This is a genomic window from Halapricum sp. CBA1109 (assembly GCF_009741825.1).
GTDB lineage: Archaea > Halobacteriota > Halobacteria > Halobacteriales > Haloarculaceae > Halapricum.
This window is the reverse complement of the sequence record NZ_WPCA01000050.1, coordinates 1-17,560: the sequence shown is the minus strand read 5'-3', so window position 1 is coordinate 17,560 and position 17,560 is coordinate 1. Positions and strand designations below refer to the sequence as shown.

Annotated in this window: 14 protein-coding genes and 3 pseudogenes; 13 read left to right on the top strand and 4 right to left on the bottom strand. The window is 66.6% G+C overall.

Annotated features, from left to right (window positions below; all coding sequences use genetic code 11):
• The 7 genes from GJ629_RS07460 to GJ629_RS07430 all read left to right on the top strand — a co-directional run.
• The coding region (locus GJ629_RS07460) for a P-II family nitrogen regulator (RefSeq protein ID WP_197428489.1) at positions 1 to 281 on the top strand (281 nt) is incomplete at its 5' end.
• A gap of 291 nt (positions 282 to 572) precedes the next feature.
• A complete protein-coding gene (locus tag GJ629_RS07455; protein ID WP_157512433.1) occupies positions 573 to 2,015 on the top strand; it encodes an ammonium transporter in 1,443 nt (480 codons plus the stop codon).
• Complete coding sequence (locus GJ629_RS07450; protein ID WP_157512432.1) at positions 2,012 to 2,365, top strand: P-II family nitrogen regulator; 354 nt, start codon at positions 2,012 to 2,014, stop codon at positions 2,363 to 2,365. The genes GJ629_RS07455 and GJ629_RS07450 overlap by 4 nt, the downstream gene beginning before the upstream one ends.
• 3 nt (positions 2,366 to 2,368) lie before the next feature.
• Complete coding sequence (locus GJ629_RS07445) at positions 2,369 to 2,821, top strand: Lrp/AsnC family transcriptional regulator (protein ID WP_157512431.1); 453 nt, start codon at positions 2,369 to 2,371, stop codon at positions 2,819 to 2,821.
• A 330-nt stretch (positions 2,822 to 3,151) separates the two neighbouring features.
• Positions 3,152 to 4,603 carry an ammonium transporter gene (locus tag GJ629_RS07440; RefSeq protein ID WP_157512430.1) on the top strand — a complete coding sequence of 484 codons (1,452 nt, stop codon included), beginning with the start codon at positions 3,152 to 3,154 and terminating at the stop codon, positions 4,601 to 4,603.
• On the top strand, positions 4,596 to 4,943 hold the full coding sequence (locus GJ629_RS07435) for a P-II family nitrogen regulator (protein ID WP_157512429.1): 348 nt from the start codon (positions 4,596 to 4,598) through the stop codon (positions 4,941 to 4,943). The genes GJ629_RS07440 and GJ629_RS07435 overlap by 8 nt, the downstream gene beginning before the upstream one ends.
• 185 nt (positions 4,944 to 5,128) lie before the next feature.
• Positions 5,129 to 5,455 (top strand): Lrp/AsnC family transcriptional regulator, encoded by a 327-nt coding sequence (locus GJ629_RS07430; protein ID WP_157512428.1) that lies wholly within the window; start codon positions 5,129 to 5,131, stop codon positions 5,453 to 5,455.
• Positions 5,456 to 5,534: 79 nt separating this feature from the next.
• Here GJ629_RS07430 and GJ629_RS07425 read toward each other — a convergent pair.
• Positions 5,535 to 5,765 (bottom strand): annotated as a pseudogene (locus GJ629_RS07425) (ferredoxin--nitrite reductase); the annotation flags it as partial.
• A 210-nt stretch (positions 5,766 to 5,975) separates the two neighbouring features.
• Here GJ629_RS07425 and GJ629_RS07420 point away from each other — a divergent pair.
• Positions 5,976 to 7,310 (top strand): glutamate-1-semialdehyde 2,1-aminomutase, encoded by a 1,335-nt coding sequence (locus tag GJ629_RS07420; protein WP_157512426.1) that lies wholly within the window; start codon positions 5,976 to 5,978, stop codon positions 7,308 to 7,310.
• Between the two features lie 3 nt (positions 7,311 to 7,313).
• Here the strand turns inward: GJ629_RS07420 and GJ629_RS07415 are convergent, their stop codons facing one another.
• A complete protein-coding gene (locus GJ629_RS07415) occupies positions 7,314 to 7,550 on the bottom strand; it encodes a hypothetical protein (protein ID WP_157512425.1) in 237 nt (78 codons plus the stop codon).
• A gap of 197 nt (positions 7,551 to 7,747) precedes the next feature.
• On the opposite strand from GJ629_RS07415, the gene GJ629_RS07410 reads away from it, so the two are divergent.
• Positions 7,748 to 8,386, top strand: coding sequence for a helix-turn-helix domain-containing protein (locus GJ629_RS07410; RefSeq protein ID WP_157512424.1), 639 nt, complete (start codon positions 7,748 to 7,750; stop codon positions 8,384 to 8,386).
• Positions 8,387 to 8,700: 314 nt separating this feature from the next.
• Positions 8,701 to 10,798 (top strand): annotated as a pseudogene (locus GJ629_RS07405) (minichromosome maintenance protein MCM).
• On the opposite strand, the gene GJ629_RS07400 reads toward GJ629_RS07405, so the two are convergent.
• The gene (locus tag GJ629_RS07400) at positions 10,795 to 12,006 is read right to left on the bottom strand and encodes a hypothetical protein (RefSeq protein ID WP_157512423.1); all 1,212 of its coding nucleotides are present in this window, start codon (positions 12,004 to 12,006) and stop codon (positions 10,795 to 10,797) included. The pseudogene GJ629_RS07405 and the gene GJ629_RS07400 sit on opposite strands and share 4 nt — an antisense overlap.
• A gap of 80 nt (positions 12,007 to 12,086) precedes the next feature.
• Here GJ629_RS07400 and GJ629_RS07395 point away from each other — a divergent pair, with 80 nt between their 5' ends.
• Positions 12,087 to 14,300, top strand: coding sequence for an ATP-dependent DNA helicase (locus GJ629_RS07395; protein ID WP_370515820.1), 2,214 nt, complete (start codon positions 12,087 to 12,089; stop codon positions 14,298 to 14,300).
• Between the two features lie 33 nt (positions 14,301 to 14,333).
• Here GJ629_RS07395 and GJ629_RS07390 read toward each other — a convergent pair.
• Positions 14,334 to 16,345, bottom strand: a pseudogene (locus tag GJ629_RS07390) (helix-hairpin-helix domain-containing protein).
• 59 nt (positions 16,346 to 16,404) lie between these two features.
• Between GJ629_RS07390 and GJ629_RS07385 the strand changes: the two are divergent.
• Complete coding sequence (locus GJ629_RS07385) at positions 16,405 to 16,869, top strand: pyridoxamine 5'-phosphate oxidase family protein (protein ID WP_157512422.1); 465 nt, start codon at positions 16,405 to 16,407, stop codon at positions 16,867 to 16,869.
• A 78-nt stretch (positions 16,870 to 16,947) separates the two neighbouring features.
• Positions 16,948 to 17,560: DUF6498-containing protein (locus GJ629_RS17915; RefSeq protein ID WP_370515819.1), on the top strand; the 613-nt coding region annotated here is incomplete at its 3' end.

The following is a 17,560-nucleotide window of genomic DNA, read 5'->3' as shown; positions in this document are numbered from 1 at the left end:
GAGGCCGACGCCGCCTCCCTGACGGTGACGAACCGTCTCCAGGACCGGCGGTAGCCAGCCCGCAAAGGAAAGGGCAGTGGCGCGGCGAGGAGTACGTCGTCGACCTCCACCAGAAGGTCAAAATAGAGTGCGTCGTCGCCGACACACCGACCGAAGACGTGGTCGAGGCGATCAAGGAGGGCGCCTACACCGGCGAGAAAGGCGACGGGAAGATATTCGTCCTGCCGGTCAGCGACGCCGTCCAGATTCGCACCGGCGAGACTGGCACCGACGCGGTGTAGCGCGCCGGCTCTTTTCGCGGGCGACGGCGACGGTTCCGGTCGACGAACGGTCAGTTCTTTACCTGCGAGCGTCCATTTACTGGACGAACAATGGCCTTATATTTCTATTATCGTATCCAATTTTGTCAGTACGTACACTAACACTGGCCCGAATGTGAACAATGTGTGGGTAACTCTTATCTACGGTCGGGAACACCCCTCGACTGCATACGAGACTATGAACGTGCGAATAATCGCGGAGACGGTGGACAAATACGGTGCGTATGGGCATAGAACTGGTCGGTGGTCGAAATGGTAGGTGTCGTCCTGCAAGGCGGCGTGGAGGCGATTTCGAACAGCATCAACTACGTGTGGGTCCTGGTCGTGTGTTTCCTGATCTTCTTCATGCAGCCGGGCTTCGCGCTGCTGGAGAGCGGGCAGGTCCGCGCGAAGAACGTCGGGAACGTCCTGATGAAGAACATGACAGACTGGGGCCTCGGTGTGCTCGCGTTCTTCATCGTCGGTGCCGGCGTATCGGGCATCGTGGGAGCGCTGACCTCCGGCGGTGCCATCGAGGCCGCCGTGTTCCCGTTCATCGGTGAGGTCGGCAGTACGACGTTCATCGGCTGGCTGTTCGGTGCGGTGTTCGCCATGACGGCGGCGACCATCGTCTCCGGGGCCGTCGCGGAACGGATGGACTTCAAGGCGTACGTCTTCTTCGCGGCCGTGATGGTCGCGTTCATCTACCCGGCAGTCACCGGGATGACGTGGGCCGGCGGCCTCCTCTCGGCCGGTGGCTTCGTCGGCGAGGCAATCGGCGTCGGCTACCTCGACTTCGCCGGCGCGACGGTCGTCCACATGTGCGGTGGGATCGCCGGACTGGTCGCGGCGTATATGGTCGGTCCGCGCAAGGGCCGCTACGACGAGAACGGCGACAGTCAGCCCATCCCCGGCCACTCGATGCTGCTGGCCGTGCTGGGGACGCTGTTTCTGGCCTTCGGCTGGTACGGCTTCAACGTCGGGACGCAGGCGACGGTGCTGACCGCCGAGGGCGCGTTCAACGGCGGCGCGCTGGGGCTTGTCGCGGTCAACACGACCCTCGGGATGGGTGGCGGCGCGATGGCCGCGATGGTCGTCTCCGCCATCTGGCAGGGCAAACCGGACCCGCTGTGGACCGCAAACGGCCTGCTGGCCGGCCTCGTGGCCGTCACGGGCGCGGTGCCACACGTCACCTGGTGGGGCGGTCTCCTGCTGGGTATCCTCGCCGGTGCGCTCGTGCTGCCGACCTACCGCTGGGTCGTCGACAGCCTCAAGATCGACGACGTCTGTGGCGTCTTCGCGGTCCACGGCAGCGCCGGTGCCATCGGGACGATTCTGATCCCCGTGTTCGGGAGCAGCACCGCGCTCGGCGCGACCGGCGACTGGTCGTTCCTCGGCGTCGACCAACTCGCGATGCAGATCATCGGCGTCGCCGTCATCGGCGTCTGGACGGTGCTGGCGACGATGGTCACGCTGAAAGTCGCGGACGTGCTGTTCGGCCTGCGCGTCACTGACGAGGAGGAGGACATCGGTCTCGATCAGGGCGAACACGGCGTCTCGGTGTACCCCGAGTTCACCGGCGACGGGTCGCCCGAGCGACCGACGTCGATGAGCGCCGATGGCGGCGTCTCGACGGACGGCGGTGAGGACGTCCGGACCGACGGCGGCGTCGACGAACAGTCCGTGGACGATTCGACCGACGGTGATTCGAAATGAGTGACGAAGACATCGAGATGATAGTCGCAATGATCCGTCCCGACAAACTCGGCGACGTGAAACAGTCGCTGGCGGAAGTCGGCGCGCCCTCCCTGACAGTGACGAACGTCTCCGGCCGCGGGAGCCAACCCGCGAAGACGGGCCAGTGGCGCGGCGAGGAGTACGTCGTCGACCTCCACCAGAAGGTCAAAGTCGAGTGCGTCGTCGCGGAGATTCCGAGCGAGGACGTCGTCGAGGCCATCCGCGAGGGCGCACACACCGGCGAGAAAGGCGACGGGAAGATATTCGTCCTCCCGGTCAGCGACGCCGTCCAGATCCGCACGGACAAGAGCGGACCAGAGGCCGTCTGAGGGATGGAACTCGACGAGATAGACAAACAGGTCGTCGACGCGTTGGTCGAGGACGGTCGGGCCACCGACCGCGACATCGCCGCAGCGACGGGTATCGTTGCCAACCGCGTCTCCGAACGCCGCGACAGCTTAGAGGAGTCGGGACTGATCGAGGGGTACACGCCCCTACTGGACTACGACAGACTGGGCTACGACGTGACGGCCGTCTTCCAGTTGGCCGTCGAGGGCGACGGCCTTGACGAGGTGATCGCGAAACTCGGCTCGCTGGCGGGCATCACGACCGTCTACGAGGTCACCGGCGACCACGACATCGTCGCCGTCGGGAAGTTCACCGACACCGCGTCGATGGACGAACGGATCAAGGACCTGCTGACCGACGACAACGTCCGCAGCGTCTCGACGAGCGTCGTCCTCAACGTCGTCCAGGAGGACGCGCCGCTGACGCTACAGGGCTGATCGGCACCCTCGTTTTTCACCACAACTGACAGGTGCGCGCCGGCCCAGACCCCTTCTTTTCGAGCCTCGGGCCCGACCCGCGGTTGACGACTGTCCAGAAGTTCACCTGACGAACGGTGTGTATATTGACGAACGACGGCCTTATACAGATTATATTCTCCCGTACATTGGACGTTCGTCTACCCAATTCACTGTATATCCGGGATCGTAAAGCCAAACCTTATGTAGTGGAATGTGCATCAATCCTATCCGTGAACGAAGTCACAAACGTAGTCGAATACGCGGGGAAGTTGGACAAAGAATCACAAAAATTCGGATGGGTGTGACACAATGCTAGACCTACCACTACAGATCGGCGCGGCGGAGGCAACGAACCTCGCGAAGGGGATAAACAACACGTGGATCCTGACGGTCACGTTCCTGATATTCTTCATGCACGCCGGCTTCGCGATGCTGGAGGCGGGGCAGGTACGTGCGAAGAACGTCGCGAACCAGTTGACCAAGAACCTCCTCACGTGGAGCGTAGGCGTCTCGGTGTTTTTCGTACTGGGATACGGCATCTCGAGTCTCGCCGGTGGCGGCGGCTGGGAGTTTGCCGGTAACCTCACCGGGATGGAAGGGTGGATCGACTGGCTGTTCGGTGCCGTCTTCGCGATGACGGCGGCGACCATCGTCTCCGGGGCCGTCGCGGGCCGTGCGAAGCTCCGTGCGTACGTCGCCTACACGTTCGTACTGGCCGCGGTCATCTACCCGGTCATCATCGGCTTCACGTGGTCCGCCAACGAGATCGGGCTCGTCGCCCTCGTGACCGAATCGCTTCTGGGCACCGAGATCGTCTTCCAGGACTTCGCCGGCGGGATGATCGTCCACGGGATGGGCGGCATCGCCGGCCTCACGGCCGCGTACATCCTCGGTCCGCGCATCGGTCGGTTCAACGACGACGGCTCCGCGAACGTCATCCCCGGTCACTCGATGACCTTCGCGGTGCTGGGCACGCTGATGCTTGCGTTCGGCTGGTACGGCTTCAACGTCGGCACGCAGGCGACCATCGTCACCGAGGGTGGTGACTTCGCCTTCCAGGGCGCCGCGCTCGCCCGCGTCGCGATGACGACGACGCTGGCGATGGCCGCCGGCGCGATGGGCGCCGGAGCCGTCGCCTGGGCCCGGACGGGCAAGGTCGACACGCTCTACGTCGCCAACGGTCTGCTGGCCGGCCTCGTCGGCATCACCGCCATCCCGAACACGACGGCCTGGTGGGGCGCGTTCCTCGTCGGCGGTCTCGCCGGCGCACAGCTCCCCATCGTCTTCAGCTTCGTCGAGAAGCGCCTCAACATCGACGACGTGTGTGCGGTCTTCCCGGTCCACGGTAGCGCCGGCGTCCTCGGGACGCTCGCGTTCCCGTTCGTGGCCGCCGACGGCGTTCTCTCGGCGAGCATCCTCGAACACTTCGTCGCACAGCTCATCGGTGTCTCCGTGATCACCGCGTGGACGGTCACCGCGACCGCCCTCGTCTGGATCGTGTTCCGCGCCATCGGGCAGGCCCGCGTCTCCTCCGCGCACGAGCGAGAGGGCCTCGACCTCAGCGAACACGGCGTCGACACCTACCCCGAATTCGGTGAGGAGGACGGCGTCGTCGCTGACGGTGGTCTCGTGAGCGACGCGAACGAGAACTCGTCGGAGCTTCGCTCCGACGGCGGCAACGTCCGCACCGACGGCAGCGTCACCGAGAGTCAGACTGTCCGTACCGACGGCAGCGTCTCGGAGGTGACCGACGATGAGTGAGATCGAGATGGTCGTCGCGATGATTCGACCGGACAAGCTCGGCGACGTGAAACAGGCGCTGGCGGAGGCCGACGCCGCCTCCCTGACGGTGACGAACGTCTCCGGCCGCGGTAGCCAGCCCGCAAAGAAAGGGCAGTGGCGCGGCGAGGAGTACGTCGTCGACCTCCACCAGAAGGTCAAAGTCGAGGTCGTGGTCGCCGACACGCCCACCGAGGATGTCGTCGAGGCGATCAAGGAGGGCGCACACACCGGCGAGAAAGGCGACGGGAAGATATTCGTCCTGCCGGTCGACCACGCCGTCCAGATCCGCACCGGCAAGGAAGGTCCCGACGCGGTCTGAGCGGTCGAACACCGCGGGAACGGTTTTTTGGTACCTATGACGACACACCAGATAGACGACGACGTATCACTGGCCCTCGACGACACCGACCGGGCCGTCCTGACGCCCGCATCGCCGACGCCCGCGCCGACGTCCACGACATCGCCGCCGAGACTGGCATCGTCGCCAACCGGGTCGACGACCGGTTGGCACGCCTCCAGGCCGCCGGCGTCGTCGACGGCTGTCGCGCGCGGCTTGACTACGACAAACTCGGCTACGACGTGACGGCGCTGGTCCACCTGTCGCTGACAGAGGACAGCGTCCTCGACCGGCTACGGGCGGACCCGCAGTTTATGACCGTCTACGAGGTGACGGGCCCGGTCGACGCCATCGCGTTCGGGACGTTCCGCGACCGGGACGCCCTCAACGAGACGGTCACCGATCTGGTGACCGACCCGGCCGTCGAGTCAGTCGACACCAGCGTCGCGATGGCCGTCCACCGCGAGTTCGAACCGTTCGAACTCGACGCGTAGGGGCGGTTCGCACTCTTTCTCGCGCTTTCGCGTCGCTCTGTCACGTCACGCGTCGAATAGCAAAAAAAGACAGTCCCGCTCAGTCGTCGGTCGCCATCGGCGTCCCGTCGGGGTGGGTCGGGGCCGGGCTCTCGCCCTCGTCGAAGGGGTATCACGACTGTTTGGCGTCGGTGAGACAGGAGTCCTCGTAGCTGGTTTCCTCGGGTTGGCCGAGTTCGATCAGCGTCTCGTGACCGGTCGCCTCGACCCACTCCCGGAAGCTCTGTCCCTCGCTCCGGAGGGCCGCGTACGACTCGTCGACAGACGGGACGGTCGGCAATTCAGCCGACCGTCGACACTATGTCTCCCGGCTGGACTGTTCGCACACAAGAGTGCTCACGTGCCGGCCGTCGACACTATGTCTCCCGGCTGGACTGTTCGCGCATGAACGCGCTCACGTGCCGGCCGTCGACAGCAGGGACGGTCGGCAATTCAGCCGACCGTCGACACGTTCTTTCTCCTCCCGTTCGAACCACCCCTTATGAACCACGACGAGTCGCGTGATCTGTACGACCGGGCGCTGTCGGTTCTGCCGGGCGGCGTCAACTCCTCGGTGCGTGCGACCCAGCCCTATCCTTTCTTCGTCGAGAAGGGCGACGGCGGCCACGTGATCGACGCCGACGGCAACCGGTACATCGACTTCGTGATGGGGTACGGCCCGCTGCTTTTGGGCCACGACCTCCCCGAACCCGTGCAGGCCGCGGTCCAGCAACGCGCCAGCGAGGGTCCGATGTACGGCGCCCCCACCGAAGTCGAGGTCGAACTCGCGGAGTTCGTCACCCGCCACGTCCCGGGCGTCGAGATGATTCGCTTCGTCAACTCCGGCACCGAAGCCACCGTCTCGGCGGTCCGTCTCGCCCGGGGGTACACCGGCCGGGACAAGATCGTCGTGATGGAGAGCGGCTACCACGGCGCCCAAGAGTCCACTCTCGTCGAGGGCGAGGGCGCACATACCCACCCCTCAAGCCCCGGCATCCCCGAGAGCTTCGCCGACCACACGCTCACCATCCCGTTCAACGACCAACAGGCCGCCCGGGACATCTTCGAGGACCACGGCGAGGACATCGCCGCGGTGCTGACCGAACCGATCCTCGGCAACTACGGCATCGTCCACCCCGTCGAGGGGTTCCACGAGACGCTGCGGGACCTCTGTGACGACTACGGCTCGCTGTTGATCTTCGACGAGGTGATCACCGGGTTCCGGGTCGGCGGCCTCCAGTGTGCCCAAGGGAAGTTCGGTATCGACCCCGACATCACGACCTTCGGGAAGATCGTCGGCGGCGGCTTTCCGGTCGGTGCCATCGGCGGCAAAAGCGAGATTATCGAGCAGTTCACGCCCGCCGGCGAGGTGTTCCAGTCCGGGACCTTCTCGGGCCATCCGGTGACGATGGCCGCGGGGCTTGAGACGCTCCGGTACGCCGCCGAGAACGACGTCTACGACCACGCCGACGGCCTCGCGGAACGGCTCCGGACGGGCGTCGCCGACATCCTCGAGGACCGCGCTCCGGAGTACACCGTCGTCGGCACCGACTCGATGTTCAAGGTGATCTTCACTCGTGACGGGCAGTTCGGTGCGAACCACTGCGAGGGGGGGTGTCGCCAGCGGCCCGATTGCGAGCGCTACGACCACTGTCCGAAAGACGGCGGCGACGTGATGGACGCCGAGACCGAACGCTGGGAGCGGCTGTTCTGGCCCGCGATGAAAGAGCAGGGCGTCTTCCTCACGCCCAACCAGTACGAGTCCCAGTTCGTCTCGGCCGCCCACACTGACGAGGACATCGAGACGGCCCTGGAGGCCTACAAGGAGGCGCTGTGACCACTACTCGAACAGCGCCTCGTCGACCATCCCGGTTGCGACGGCCGCGCTCCCGCCGAGCAACCCGAACCCGACGACCAGCAGTCCGATACCCAGCCCGGGGTTGACCCCGTTCGCCACCGTGACGACGCCGGCGACGAGCGCGAGAAACGCGGTCGCCACGACGATTGCGAACACTATCGAGCGCTGGTAGCTGTGGTCGCCCGCCTCGAACAGCGTCACTTCGTCGATCCCAGCCATACCACCTCATTGTTGGTGGAGTATCTTACCTTTGTGGGCCGTTCCGGTCAGTGAGAACACAAATCTGATACCGGCGGGGTCGGTAGTCACGGCAGACTACCCGACGGGGGTGTGGTGATAGAGATGTGTACCGCTGGAACGAGTCGACAGAGCGTGGCTGCGAGCCGAGCGAGCCCCGGCACAGGGGGTGGCCCGGCGTGAGTCTGGTCGTCGAGTTCCGGATCCGCGGGCCGCCGATACATATGCCCGAGGCCGCGGCCGAAGTCCCGGACGTGACCGTCGAGATAGAGCAGTGGCGACGCCGCGAGGACACCGTCCTCTGGTACCTCTGGGCGAGCGGCGAAGACCTCGACAGGGTGACCCAAGCGTTCGCGGCCCTGCCGAACGTCGACGACGCCGCCGTGATCACCGACGGTCCGGACCGCCGGCTCTACCGCATCACGATGTCGCCGGCCGTCTCGCTCCCGCCCGAGGACCTCTTTCTCGACGGGACGCTCACCGGCGGCTCCGTCGAACCGGACTGTCTCCACCTCACGGCGCGCGTCACCGGCCGGGATATCGTCACCAGCGCGTGGGAGTATCTCCGCACCCACGACATCGACGTCTCGGTCCAGCGACTCACGCGCGCTACGGCCGACCACGACCGCGGCCGCCTGACCGACGCGCAGTTCGACGCGCTGGTGACGGCCTACGAGATGGGGTACTTCGAGGAGGGCCGACAGGTCACACAGGCCGACGTGGCGGCCGAACTCGGCATCTGCCGGTCGTCCCTCTCCGAGCGTCTCCGTCGCGCCCAGCAGGAGCTAGTCGAACACCGACTCGGGCTCTCCGAGTGACCCACTTTTGAAACCCCGCCGATAGATGGGTCAGTGACTCACGGCCGCCCCTCCGAACTGCGGGTGGGATCTGTGACTGATCCCGCACGCACATCCAGCGGTCACTGGCCGCTGTCCCGTGCTGGCGGTCGCGGTACCGACCCCGTCCCCCTTCCATCGGTTCGCCGCCCGCCTCGCTGGCAGTGCCGCACCGCAGACCGTGGGGGGTCTGCTTCCAGGCGACACCTCCGAGGGACGGGCACGTCGTCCCGTTCTACTTTCGCCGTCCTTTGCCAACCTTGATGAGCGAGTACGCCCAACCCTGTTTCGATTGAATGGCTCGCGCGGAGAACACCGAACTGATAGACCGATTCGAGGAGTTCTACCGGAACTACTACCGCAACGAGATCGGGGAACTCGCCCAGCAGTACCCCTCCGAGCAGAAGTCGCTGTTTCTCGACTGGGACGATCTCTACCGGTTCGACCCGGACCTCGCCGACGACTACCGGAGCCAACCGGAACAGCTACAGGAGTACGCAGAAGAGGCCCTCCGTCTGTACGACCTCCCGGTCGACGTGAAACTCGGGCAGGCCCACGTCCGGATGCAGAACCTCCCCGAGAGCACCCCGATCCGGGAGATTCGCGCGGACCACCGCGGCCAACTCGTCGCCGTCCAGGGCATCGTCCGCAAGGCCACCGAGGTGCGCCCGAAGATCACTACCGCTGCCTTCGAGTGCCAGCGCTGTGGCACCCTCTCGCGGATCCCCCAGAGCGACGGCGACTTCCAGGAACCCCACGAGTGTCAGGGCTGTGAGCGACAGGGTCCCTTCCGGATCAACTTCGACCAATCGGAGTTCGTCGACGCCCAGAAGCTCCGCGTTCAGGAGTCCCCTGAGGGCCTGCGCGGCGGCGAGACGCCACAGGCCATCGACGTCAACATCGAGGACGACATCACCGGCCACGTCACCGCCGGTGACCACGTCCGCGTGACGGGCATCCTCAAACTCGACCAACGCGAGAGTGGCAACGAGAAGACCCCGATGTTCGACACCTACATGCAGGGCCAGACGGTCGAAATCGAGGACGAGCAGTTCGAGGAGATGGCGATCACCGACGAGGACAAAAAGGAGATCGTCGCCCTCAGCGACGAACCCGACATCTACGAGCAGATGGTCGGCGCCATCGCCCCCTCGATCTACGGCTACACCCAAGAGAAACTCTCGATGATCCTCCAACTGTTCTCTGGCGTCTCGAAGGACCTCCCCGACGGCTCCCGGATCCGGGGGGACCTCCATATGTTGCTTATCGGTGACCCCGGAACTGGCAAATCGCAGATGCTATCATATATTCAAAATATCGCCCCCAGATCCGTCTACACGTCCGGGAAGGGATCGTCGGCCGCAGGCCTGACTGCTGCCGCTGTACGGGACGACTTCGGCGACGGCCAACAGTGGACGCTGGAGGCTGGTGCGCTCGTTCTCGCCGACCAAGGCATCGCGGCGGTCGACGAACTCGACAAGATGGCCGCGGACGACCGGTCGGCGATGCATGAGGCCCTCGAACAACAGTCGATTAGCGTAAGTAAGGCTGGAATCAACGCCACGCTGAAAAGTCGGTGTTCGCTGCTGGGGGGCGGCAAACCCCAAGTACGGTCGCTTCGACGAGTACGAGTCAATCGGCGAACAGATCGACCTCGAACCGGCGCTGATCTCGCGGTTCGATCTGATCTTCACGGTCACGGACAAACCGGACGAGGAGAAAGACCGCGAACTGGCTCGACACATCCTCAAGACGAACTACGCGGGGGAACTCCACACCCACCGGATGGAGAACGCGACGCCGGACTTCTCCGAGGAGGAGGTCGAGACGGTCACCGAGCAGGTCGACCCGACCATCGACCCCGAGTTGCTGCGGAAGTACATCGCCTACGCCAAGCGGAACTGCTACCCGACGATGACCGAGGAGGCCAAAGACCAGATCGAGGAGTTCTACGTCGACCTGCGCTCGAAAGGCCAAGACGAGGACGCGGCGGTCCCGGTCACGGCCCGGAAGATAGAGGCGCTGATCCGTCTCGCCGAGGCCTCCGCCCGGGTACGGCTATCGGACACGGTCGAGGCCGAGGACGCCGAACGGGTCATCGACATCGTCTACTCCTGTCTGCAAGACATCGGTATCGACCCGGAGACGGGCGAACTTGACGCCGACGTGGTCGAGACGGGGACCTCGAAGAGCCAGCGCGACCGGATCCAGAACATCAAGGGCGTCATTGAGGAGATAGAGGAAGAGTACGACGACGGCGCGCCGCTTGACGTCGTGATCGAACGGGCCGAGGAGGTCGGTATCGACGAATCAGACGCCGAACACGAGATAGAGAAGCTCAAACAACAGGGCGAGCTCTACGAGCCCAAAAACGGCCACCTGCGGACGACCTAGCGGTTCCGGAAGTACGTCCTGGCGTGCATCACGACAAAGGCCGTGTCGTTGGGGAGGCCGTTCAGTCGCGGATCGACCGTCTCACCGTCGACCGTCAGCGACACCTGCGGATGAATCTGCGTGGCTCTGACGGTGTCGTTGTTCGGATCGATAGTCGTCGCCATCTGGAGGTACGTGTCGTAGGTGCCGTTGTAGACGAACACCCAGAGGCCGCGCTCGTCGCCCTCCGGGACGCGTGACTCGTCGTACTGGAGGGTGATCGTCGCGTTCGAGAGCCGTTCGGTGGCGCTCGCTCGGACGACCGGCGAGGCGCGGGCGGTTTCGACGGCGTCTGTCCAGAGTCGGTCCGGTGCGGCCCGGAGGTCGGCCGTCTCGACGGCGCTTTCGGAACCGACGACGGTCATCGTCGCGCCGAGGTCGGTGTCGGAGAGCGTCCGACTCGTCTCGCCGGGCGGCAGCGGCGGGCCGAGTTCGGCGAGTGCCGTTTCGAGCCACGCGGGCGCGCTCGGACGGGTCCGGTCGATGCCGGTGACGGAGACGGTGAGTTCGAGCGTCTCGCGCTCGCCGCCACGCTCGACGACGAGCGTGTAACCGGCCTCTCGGACGAGTCCGTCCTCGGTCACGAGCAGGTCGGCGTTGAACGAGAGGACGTCCGCCGCGACGTCCCGCGTGAGGTCCGAGCGGTCGGCGCTCAACCGAGCGAGCGGTTCCCCGCCGCTCTGGACGGTGCCGTTGGGGTAAAACCGTGCGTCACCGAGTATTTCGGCGATGAACTCCCGGCTGGTCGGGATGTCGTCGGACTCGGTGTCGGGTCTGCGGTACTGCGTCTCGCCGCCAGCGGTGCGGCGCTGGACCACGTCGTCGCCGGTGAACACCGTGGTGTAGTTTCGCTGCTCGGTGGCGCCGAACTCGACGATGGATGGGACGCCGCGGGCGGATCGCTCGATGTCGAACCGGGTGACGTTCGAGCCGATGCGCTGGCGGACGGTGACAGTGTGGTTGTGGCCGGTCAGTTGCCCGACGTGCGAGCGGATCAGTGCGGTTTCGTTGACCCGCTGGGCGTCGGTCTCTCCGCCGGGGCTCTCGACCGGTCCCGCGTCGGTCACGCCGTTCTGGTCGGCGCTCGGTGCCGTCGTCGTGTCGGCCCCGCTGCTGCACCCGGCGAGGACGACGAGGAGGGCGAGCGCGACAGTGCGAAGGCGGTTCACGCTCCGGTGTCGGCGGCGACGCGGCAAATACCTTCCCGTTCGAGCGAACCCTTATCACCGAGAACGGCCAACGGCGACACGTGTCGATCGACTCCGAGTACCTCCGGTATTTTCCGTACGAGGAGCCCTACGACCATCAGCGGGACGCGATGGGTCGGATCTACGACGCGCTCGATACGCCCTCCGATGTCCTCCTCGAAGGTGCCTGTGGCACGGGGAAGACGCTGGCGGCTCTCGTCCCCGCGCTGGAGTACGCCGACGAGCACAACAAGACGGTCGTCATCACGACGAACGTCCACCAGCAGATGCGCCAGTTCGTCGCCGACGCCAGCGCTATCGCCGACGTGGCGGACCTCCGGGCGGTCGTCTTCCGCGGGAAGGCCTCGATGTGCCACATCGACGTGGGCTACGAGGAGTGTCAGGCGTTGCGGGACACGACCCGCGAGATGGCCGAGTTAGAGGCCGACCGGGCGGAACTGAGCGATCGAGCGGGGGACCTACTCGACGCCAGTCAGGCCGGCGAGAGCGACGCCGCCGAGGCACGCAACGCCGTCGTCGACGAACTCGAAGCCGTCGAGGACGACCTCGAGGCGTTCGAGGACCGGGCGACCTGCGACCACTACTACCGGAACCTGACCGCCGACACCGACGCGTTCTACGCGTGGCTGTACGACGATGTCCGGACGCCCGACGAGATATACGAGTACGCCGGCGAACGGGGCTTTTGCGGCTACGAACTCCTCAAGGAGGGTATCGACGGCGTCGACCTCGTCGTCTGTAACTACCACCACCTGCTGGACCCGACCATCCGCGAGCAGTTCTTCCGGTGGCTGGGCAGAGACCCCGAGGACGTCGTCGCCGTCTTCGACGAGGCCCACAACGTCGAGGACGCGGCCCGCGACCACGCCCGCCGGACGCTGAGCGAACGGACGCTCGACCAGGCGCTCGACGAACTCGACGACACGGACGACCGTCGCGTCGACGCCGCACAGAACGTCGTCGAGACGTTCCGGACCGCCCTCCGGGAGACATACGAAGATGGGATGGGGCCTGGATCGGTCCGTGAAACCGACGTCGACGACGACTGGACGGACCTCGCAATCGCCAACGACGAGAAGAAAGACGACCTGACGCTGGCGTTCCTGCGGGCCTACACCGGTCCCGGGTTCGGCGCGGACATCGACACCGCGCTGGAACTGGGCCGGACGCTGGACAAGCGCTACGAGGATGCCTACAAGAACGGCGAGACGGCCGTCCGACAGGAGTGTCAGACCCTGCAGGTCGCGCAGTTCCTCTCGGCGTGGTTCGACGAGTCCGACGCCGCCGGGATGTACCCCGTCGTCAGCGTCCGCCGACTGGACGACGGCGACGAGGGGACGGCCCAGACCGGTATCGACGGGGCGGCGACGGACGATATCTACGGCCGCGCGGAGCTATACACCTGCATCCCCGAGCGGGTCACGCGGTCGCTGTTTGCTGACCTCCACGCGACGGTTCTGATGAGCGCGACGCTGCGGCCGTTCGACGTGACCGAGGCCGTCCTCGGGCTGGAGGACCCGGAGACGATGGCCTACGGCCAGCAGTTCCCCGAGGAGCGCCGCCGGACCTACGCCGTCGAGGCCCCGGCGCTGTTCGCCAGCGAGCGCGACGACCCCGCGATACAGGACACCGTCTCGACAGTCCTCGAAGATACCGTCCGGTTCACGCCCGGGAACACCCTCGCGTTCTTCCCGAGTTACGCCGAGGCCGAGCGCTACTACAACCGCGTCGACACCGACGCGACGACGTATCTGGACGAACCCGGGACGCCCGCCCACGACCTCCGTGAGCGGTTCACCGACGACGACGACGCCGTCCTCTTTACCTCGCTGTGGGGGACCCTTGCGGAGGGCGTCAGCTACGACGGCGACGACGCCCGCTCGGTCGCCGTCGTCGGCGTCCCCTACCCCCATCTGGACGACCGGATGGAGGCCGTCCAGGACGCCTACGACGACAGCTTCGACGACCACGAGGCCGGGTGGCGCTACGCCGTCGAGATTCCGACCGTCCGCAAGACCCGGCAGGCGCTGGGCCGGGTCGTCCGCTCGCCGGCGGACTTCGGCGCTCGCGTCCTCGTCGACCGCCGCTACACCGAGGGCGCAGAGATCGAGATGCGCGACTACGCCGTCCGAGGCACCTTCCCGCCGGAGGAACGCGCCGAGATGATCGACGTCGACCCGTCGAAGCTGAAGTTCGGCCTGCTGAACTTCTACAACGATCTGGACGCCTACGACGGCGACCCGCCGGCGCCGTGAGTGGGCGCCGGCCGGCAACGCCCACGCACACACTTACTCCTCGAACTTCCCGAGCAACCGGTCGTAGAAGCCGCCCTCCTCGTCGCCGGCCAGTTTCTCGACGATCAACTCCGGCGTCGACCGGGCGAGTGTCCCCTTGACCGGCGAGCGGTCGACGACCAACTCGCCGTCCTCTAACCCGACCGCTTCGATGCCGTCGACGGCGATGTCGACGGCCGCCACCGCCCGAATCTCGCCGGCGAGGTGGGAGACGAACACCGCCGTCGCGCCGCGTTCGTCCAGCGCTTCGAGGATACCGGCCATAATGTTCGCGCTCGCGCCGGGTTCGGTGATGCTCTCCAGTTCGTCCACGAGGACGAGCGTCTCCCGGTCGTCGGCGACGCCGGTCACGAGGTCCCCGAACTCCCGCAGCGTCGACTCGAAGGCACCCGCGTCCAGCGTCCCCTGTGTCTTGGCGTAGTAGTGGAGTTCGTCAAGCCGTTTGACGCTCGCGCGCTCGGCGGGCACGGGCAGGCCCATATGCGCGAGGACGACCACGAGCGCGAGCAGGTCCAGCGTCGACGTCTTCCCGCCGCTGTTGACCCCCGACAGCAGCGCGACGCCCGCGATGCGGTAGTCGATGGGTTCGACCTCGTCGAAGGGCACGTCCAAAAGCGGCGAGCGTCCGCCCTCGATGGCGACACCCTCGCCGGCGGCCGTCCCGTCCGAGCCTTCGAGGCTCCCGATAGCCGGGAGCGTGCAGTCGAAGTCGGCGGCGAAACGCGAGATTGCCAGCTCCATATCGAGGTCCAGCGCGGCGTCGACCAGCGTCTCGGCCGCTCCGCGGAGGTCCGCGAGGTCGCTCGCCAACTCGCGCTTGAGCCGTGTCGCCCGGCGGTCGCGGGCGGTGGTTAGCTCGTCGCGGAGCCGAGAGATCACGTCCTCGGTGTGTTCGACCGGGTAGGTCGGCTCGTCGGGGAACGCCCGGCGGGCGATTGCCTCCGTGTCGGTCAACTGGAGGGCGTCGATCAGGTGCTCGCGGGCCTTTTCGACGGCCTCGGCGTACTCGTCGGCCAACTCCCGGGAGAGCAAGGAGTCCACGCCCGCGCCGCGTTCGACCAGCGACAGCAGGTCCGTCCCCTCGATGGTGACGTCCCGCTCCTCGATGGCCTCCCGGAGGTGGTCGTTGGCGACCGATTCAGCCGTCGAGACGGCCGCGTCGAGGTCGTCGACGGCCGTCGAGAGACGGTCGAGCTCGTCGTCGCCCCGCGGCGTCCCGTCGTCGTCGAGCATCGCCAACCCCTCTGCGACGGTGTCGAGGTCACAGGGTGCGTCGAGGCCGGCGGTCCGGTGGACCTCGACGGCCGCCGCGAGTCGCTCGCGGTTGGCGGCGAAAAACGAGAGCGTCCGCTCGGGGACGACCCGCTCGGGGTGGTCCAGCGCGTCCGGTTCGACCCGCACGTCGCCCTCGACGTCGAGGCCGGCGAAGGACTCGTCCAGCGCGATGACGGTGGCGTAACTGCGAGCGAGTTCCGCCAGTTGCCGGGCGTCGTCGACGACTTCGACGCTGACCTCGGGGATGGCCTCCTTGGCGGCGGCGTAGCGCTCGGCGTCGCCCGTCGCCAGACACCGGTCTCTGACCCGGACGCCGCCGGGTTCGGTGAGTGGTTCGACGTTTTCGAGGGCCTCCGCGACCGCCGAGTCCGGCTCTCTGGCCATCGCCTCGTGGGTCCGCTCTCGCACCTCGCGATGCGGCTCTCGGTCGCGCTTGGGTACAGCGTCCGCAACCGCGCGGCGGCGTCGTCGGTCACGGTCCGGGCCTGCAACAGCGACAGCGCCTGTTCGTACAGTTCGGTCGCGCGGTCGGTCGCCAGAAAATCGCCGTGGTCGCCGTGGCGGCGCTGGATGGCCGCGCGGGCGATGCGGGCCGCCCGGCCCTCGCTGATCCCCGGGGCGCTCGAAAGCGTCGCCACGTCCCCCGTTTCGAGTGCGGCCTCGGGGTCGTCCAGTTCGGCCAGCGCCGCCGCGGTCTTCGCCCCGACGCCGGGCACCGACTCCAGATCCATCGTTACCCACTGACGGGGGCACCCGCAAAAGTTTCCCGCTCGCCGCGCGCCCCGCTACTATGGACATCGTCGAGAACTCCCTCGGCGTCGACATCGAGTCGTTCCTCAAGCGCCCGTTGTTTTGCTTCCTCGGGACCGTCGACGGCGGCGACCCGCGGGTCACCCCGCTGTGGTTCCTGTGGGAGGACGGCGCGGCGTGGATCATCGCCAACGACGAAAAGACCTACCCGACCCGGATCAGGAACCATCCCGCGGCCACGATGGCAGTGGTCGACTTCGACCGGGCGAGCGGCCGCGTCCAGCACGTCGGGATGCGCGGGACGGCCGAGGTACGCCCCCACGACCCCGAGCGAGCGATTCGCCTCCTCGAACCGTACCTCGGTCCCGACCCCGAGGCGTGGGACGAGGAGCGCTTTGGCGACCCTTTCGCGTGGGGCGAGGAGATGGTGTTTCTCCGATTCGACCCGGAGACGGTCGTCGCCCGCGACCAGTCCTACGCCCCGAGTCCGGCCGTTCGGGAGTGACCTCGACCGTACCGGGCGGTTTCGCGGCACAGCCGGTTCGTTTTTGTCGCTGCTGCTCGGAGTCACGACCGACCGCATATGCCCTCCGTATCCGGTCGCGCCCTACGACCCAGCGGATTCGCTCCGGTCCTGCTCGCGAACCTCCTCCCGTTGGTCGGTGTCCTCGCGTTCGGCTGGAACCCGGCGACGCTGCTCGTCGTCTACGCGGCCGAGGTGCTCGTCTCGTTCCCCATCGCGGCCCTGAAGGCGCTGTTCGCGGCCAAGCGGCCCCCGTCCGACCGCGACGGGGTCGTCAGCGTCGGCGACGCCGTCCTGACCGGCAAGCGCGGCTCCGTCCGCCCGGTCGCGTGGCTCCCGCCGATATACCCCCCGGAACGTCCCGTTCGCGGCGAGCGTCCTCGGCGCCGGCGCCTGGTTCGGCGTCTTCGCCGTCTTCCCGGTAGCGGCTGCCATCGGCCCCGGGGCCGTCGACTGGCCGGTCGCCGGCCTGAGTACGCTCGCGCTCGTCGCCGGACAGTGCATCGACGTCTGGCGCGATTACCTCCGGGACGGCCGCCACGAGACGACCTCTCCCTACGCCGTCGTCGAGACGCCCGCACGGCAGACGTTCCTGCTCGTCGTCGGGCTGTTCGCCCTCTCGGAACTGGCGGCCTCGACACCGCTTCTCGGCGTGTTCGTCCTCGTGAAACTC

Coding starts and splice junctions, on each gene's coding strand:
- GJ629_RS07385 (WP_157512422.1), top strand. CDS start 16,405: ATGGACATCGTCGAGAACTCCCTCGGCGTCGACATCGAGTCGTTCCTC.
- GJ629_RS07415 (WP_157512425.1), bottom strand. CDS start 7,550: ATGGCTGGGATCGACGAAGTGACGCTGTTCGAGGCGGGCGACCACAGC.
- GJ629_RS07420 (WP_157512426.1), top strand. CDS start 5,976: ATGAACCACGACGAGTCGCGTGATCTGTACGACCGGGCGCTGTCGGTT.
- GJ629_RS07450 (WP_157512432.1), top strand. CDS start 2,012: ATGAGTGACGAAGACATCGAGATGATAGTCGCAATGATCCGTCCCGAC.
- GJ629_RS07440 (WP_157512430.1), top strand. CDS start 3,152: ATGCTAGACCTACCACTACAGATCGGCGCGGCGGAGGCAACGAACCTC.
- GJ629_RS07455 (WP_157512433.1), top strand. CDS start 573: ATGGTAGGTGTCGTCCTGCAAGGCGGCGTGGAGGCGATTTCGAACAGC.
- GJ629_RS07435 (WP_157512429.1), top strand. CDS start 4,596: ATGAGTGAGATCGAGATGGTCGTCGCGATGATTCGACCGGACAAGCTC.
- GJ629_RS07445 (WP_157512431.1), top strand. CDS start 2,369: ATGGAACTCGACGAGATAGACAAACAGGTCGTCGACGCGTTGGTCGAG.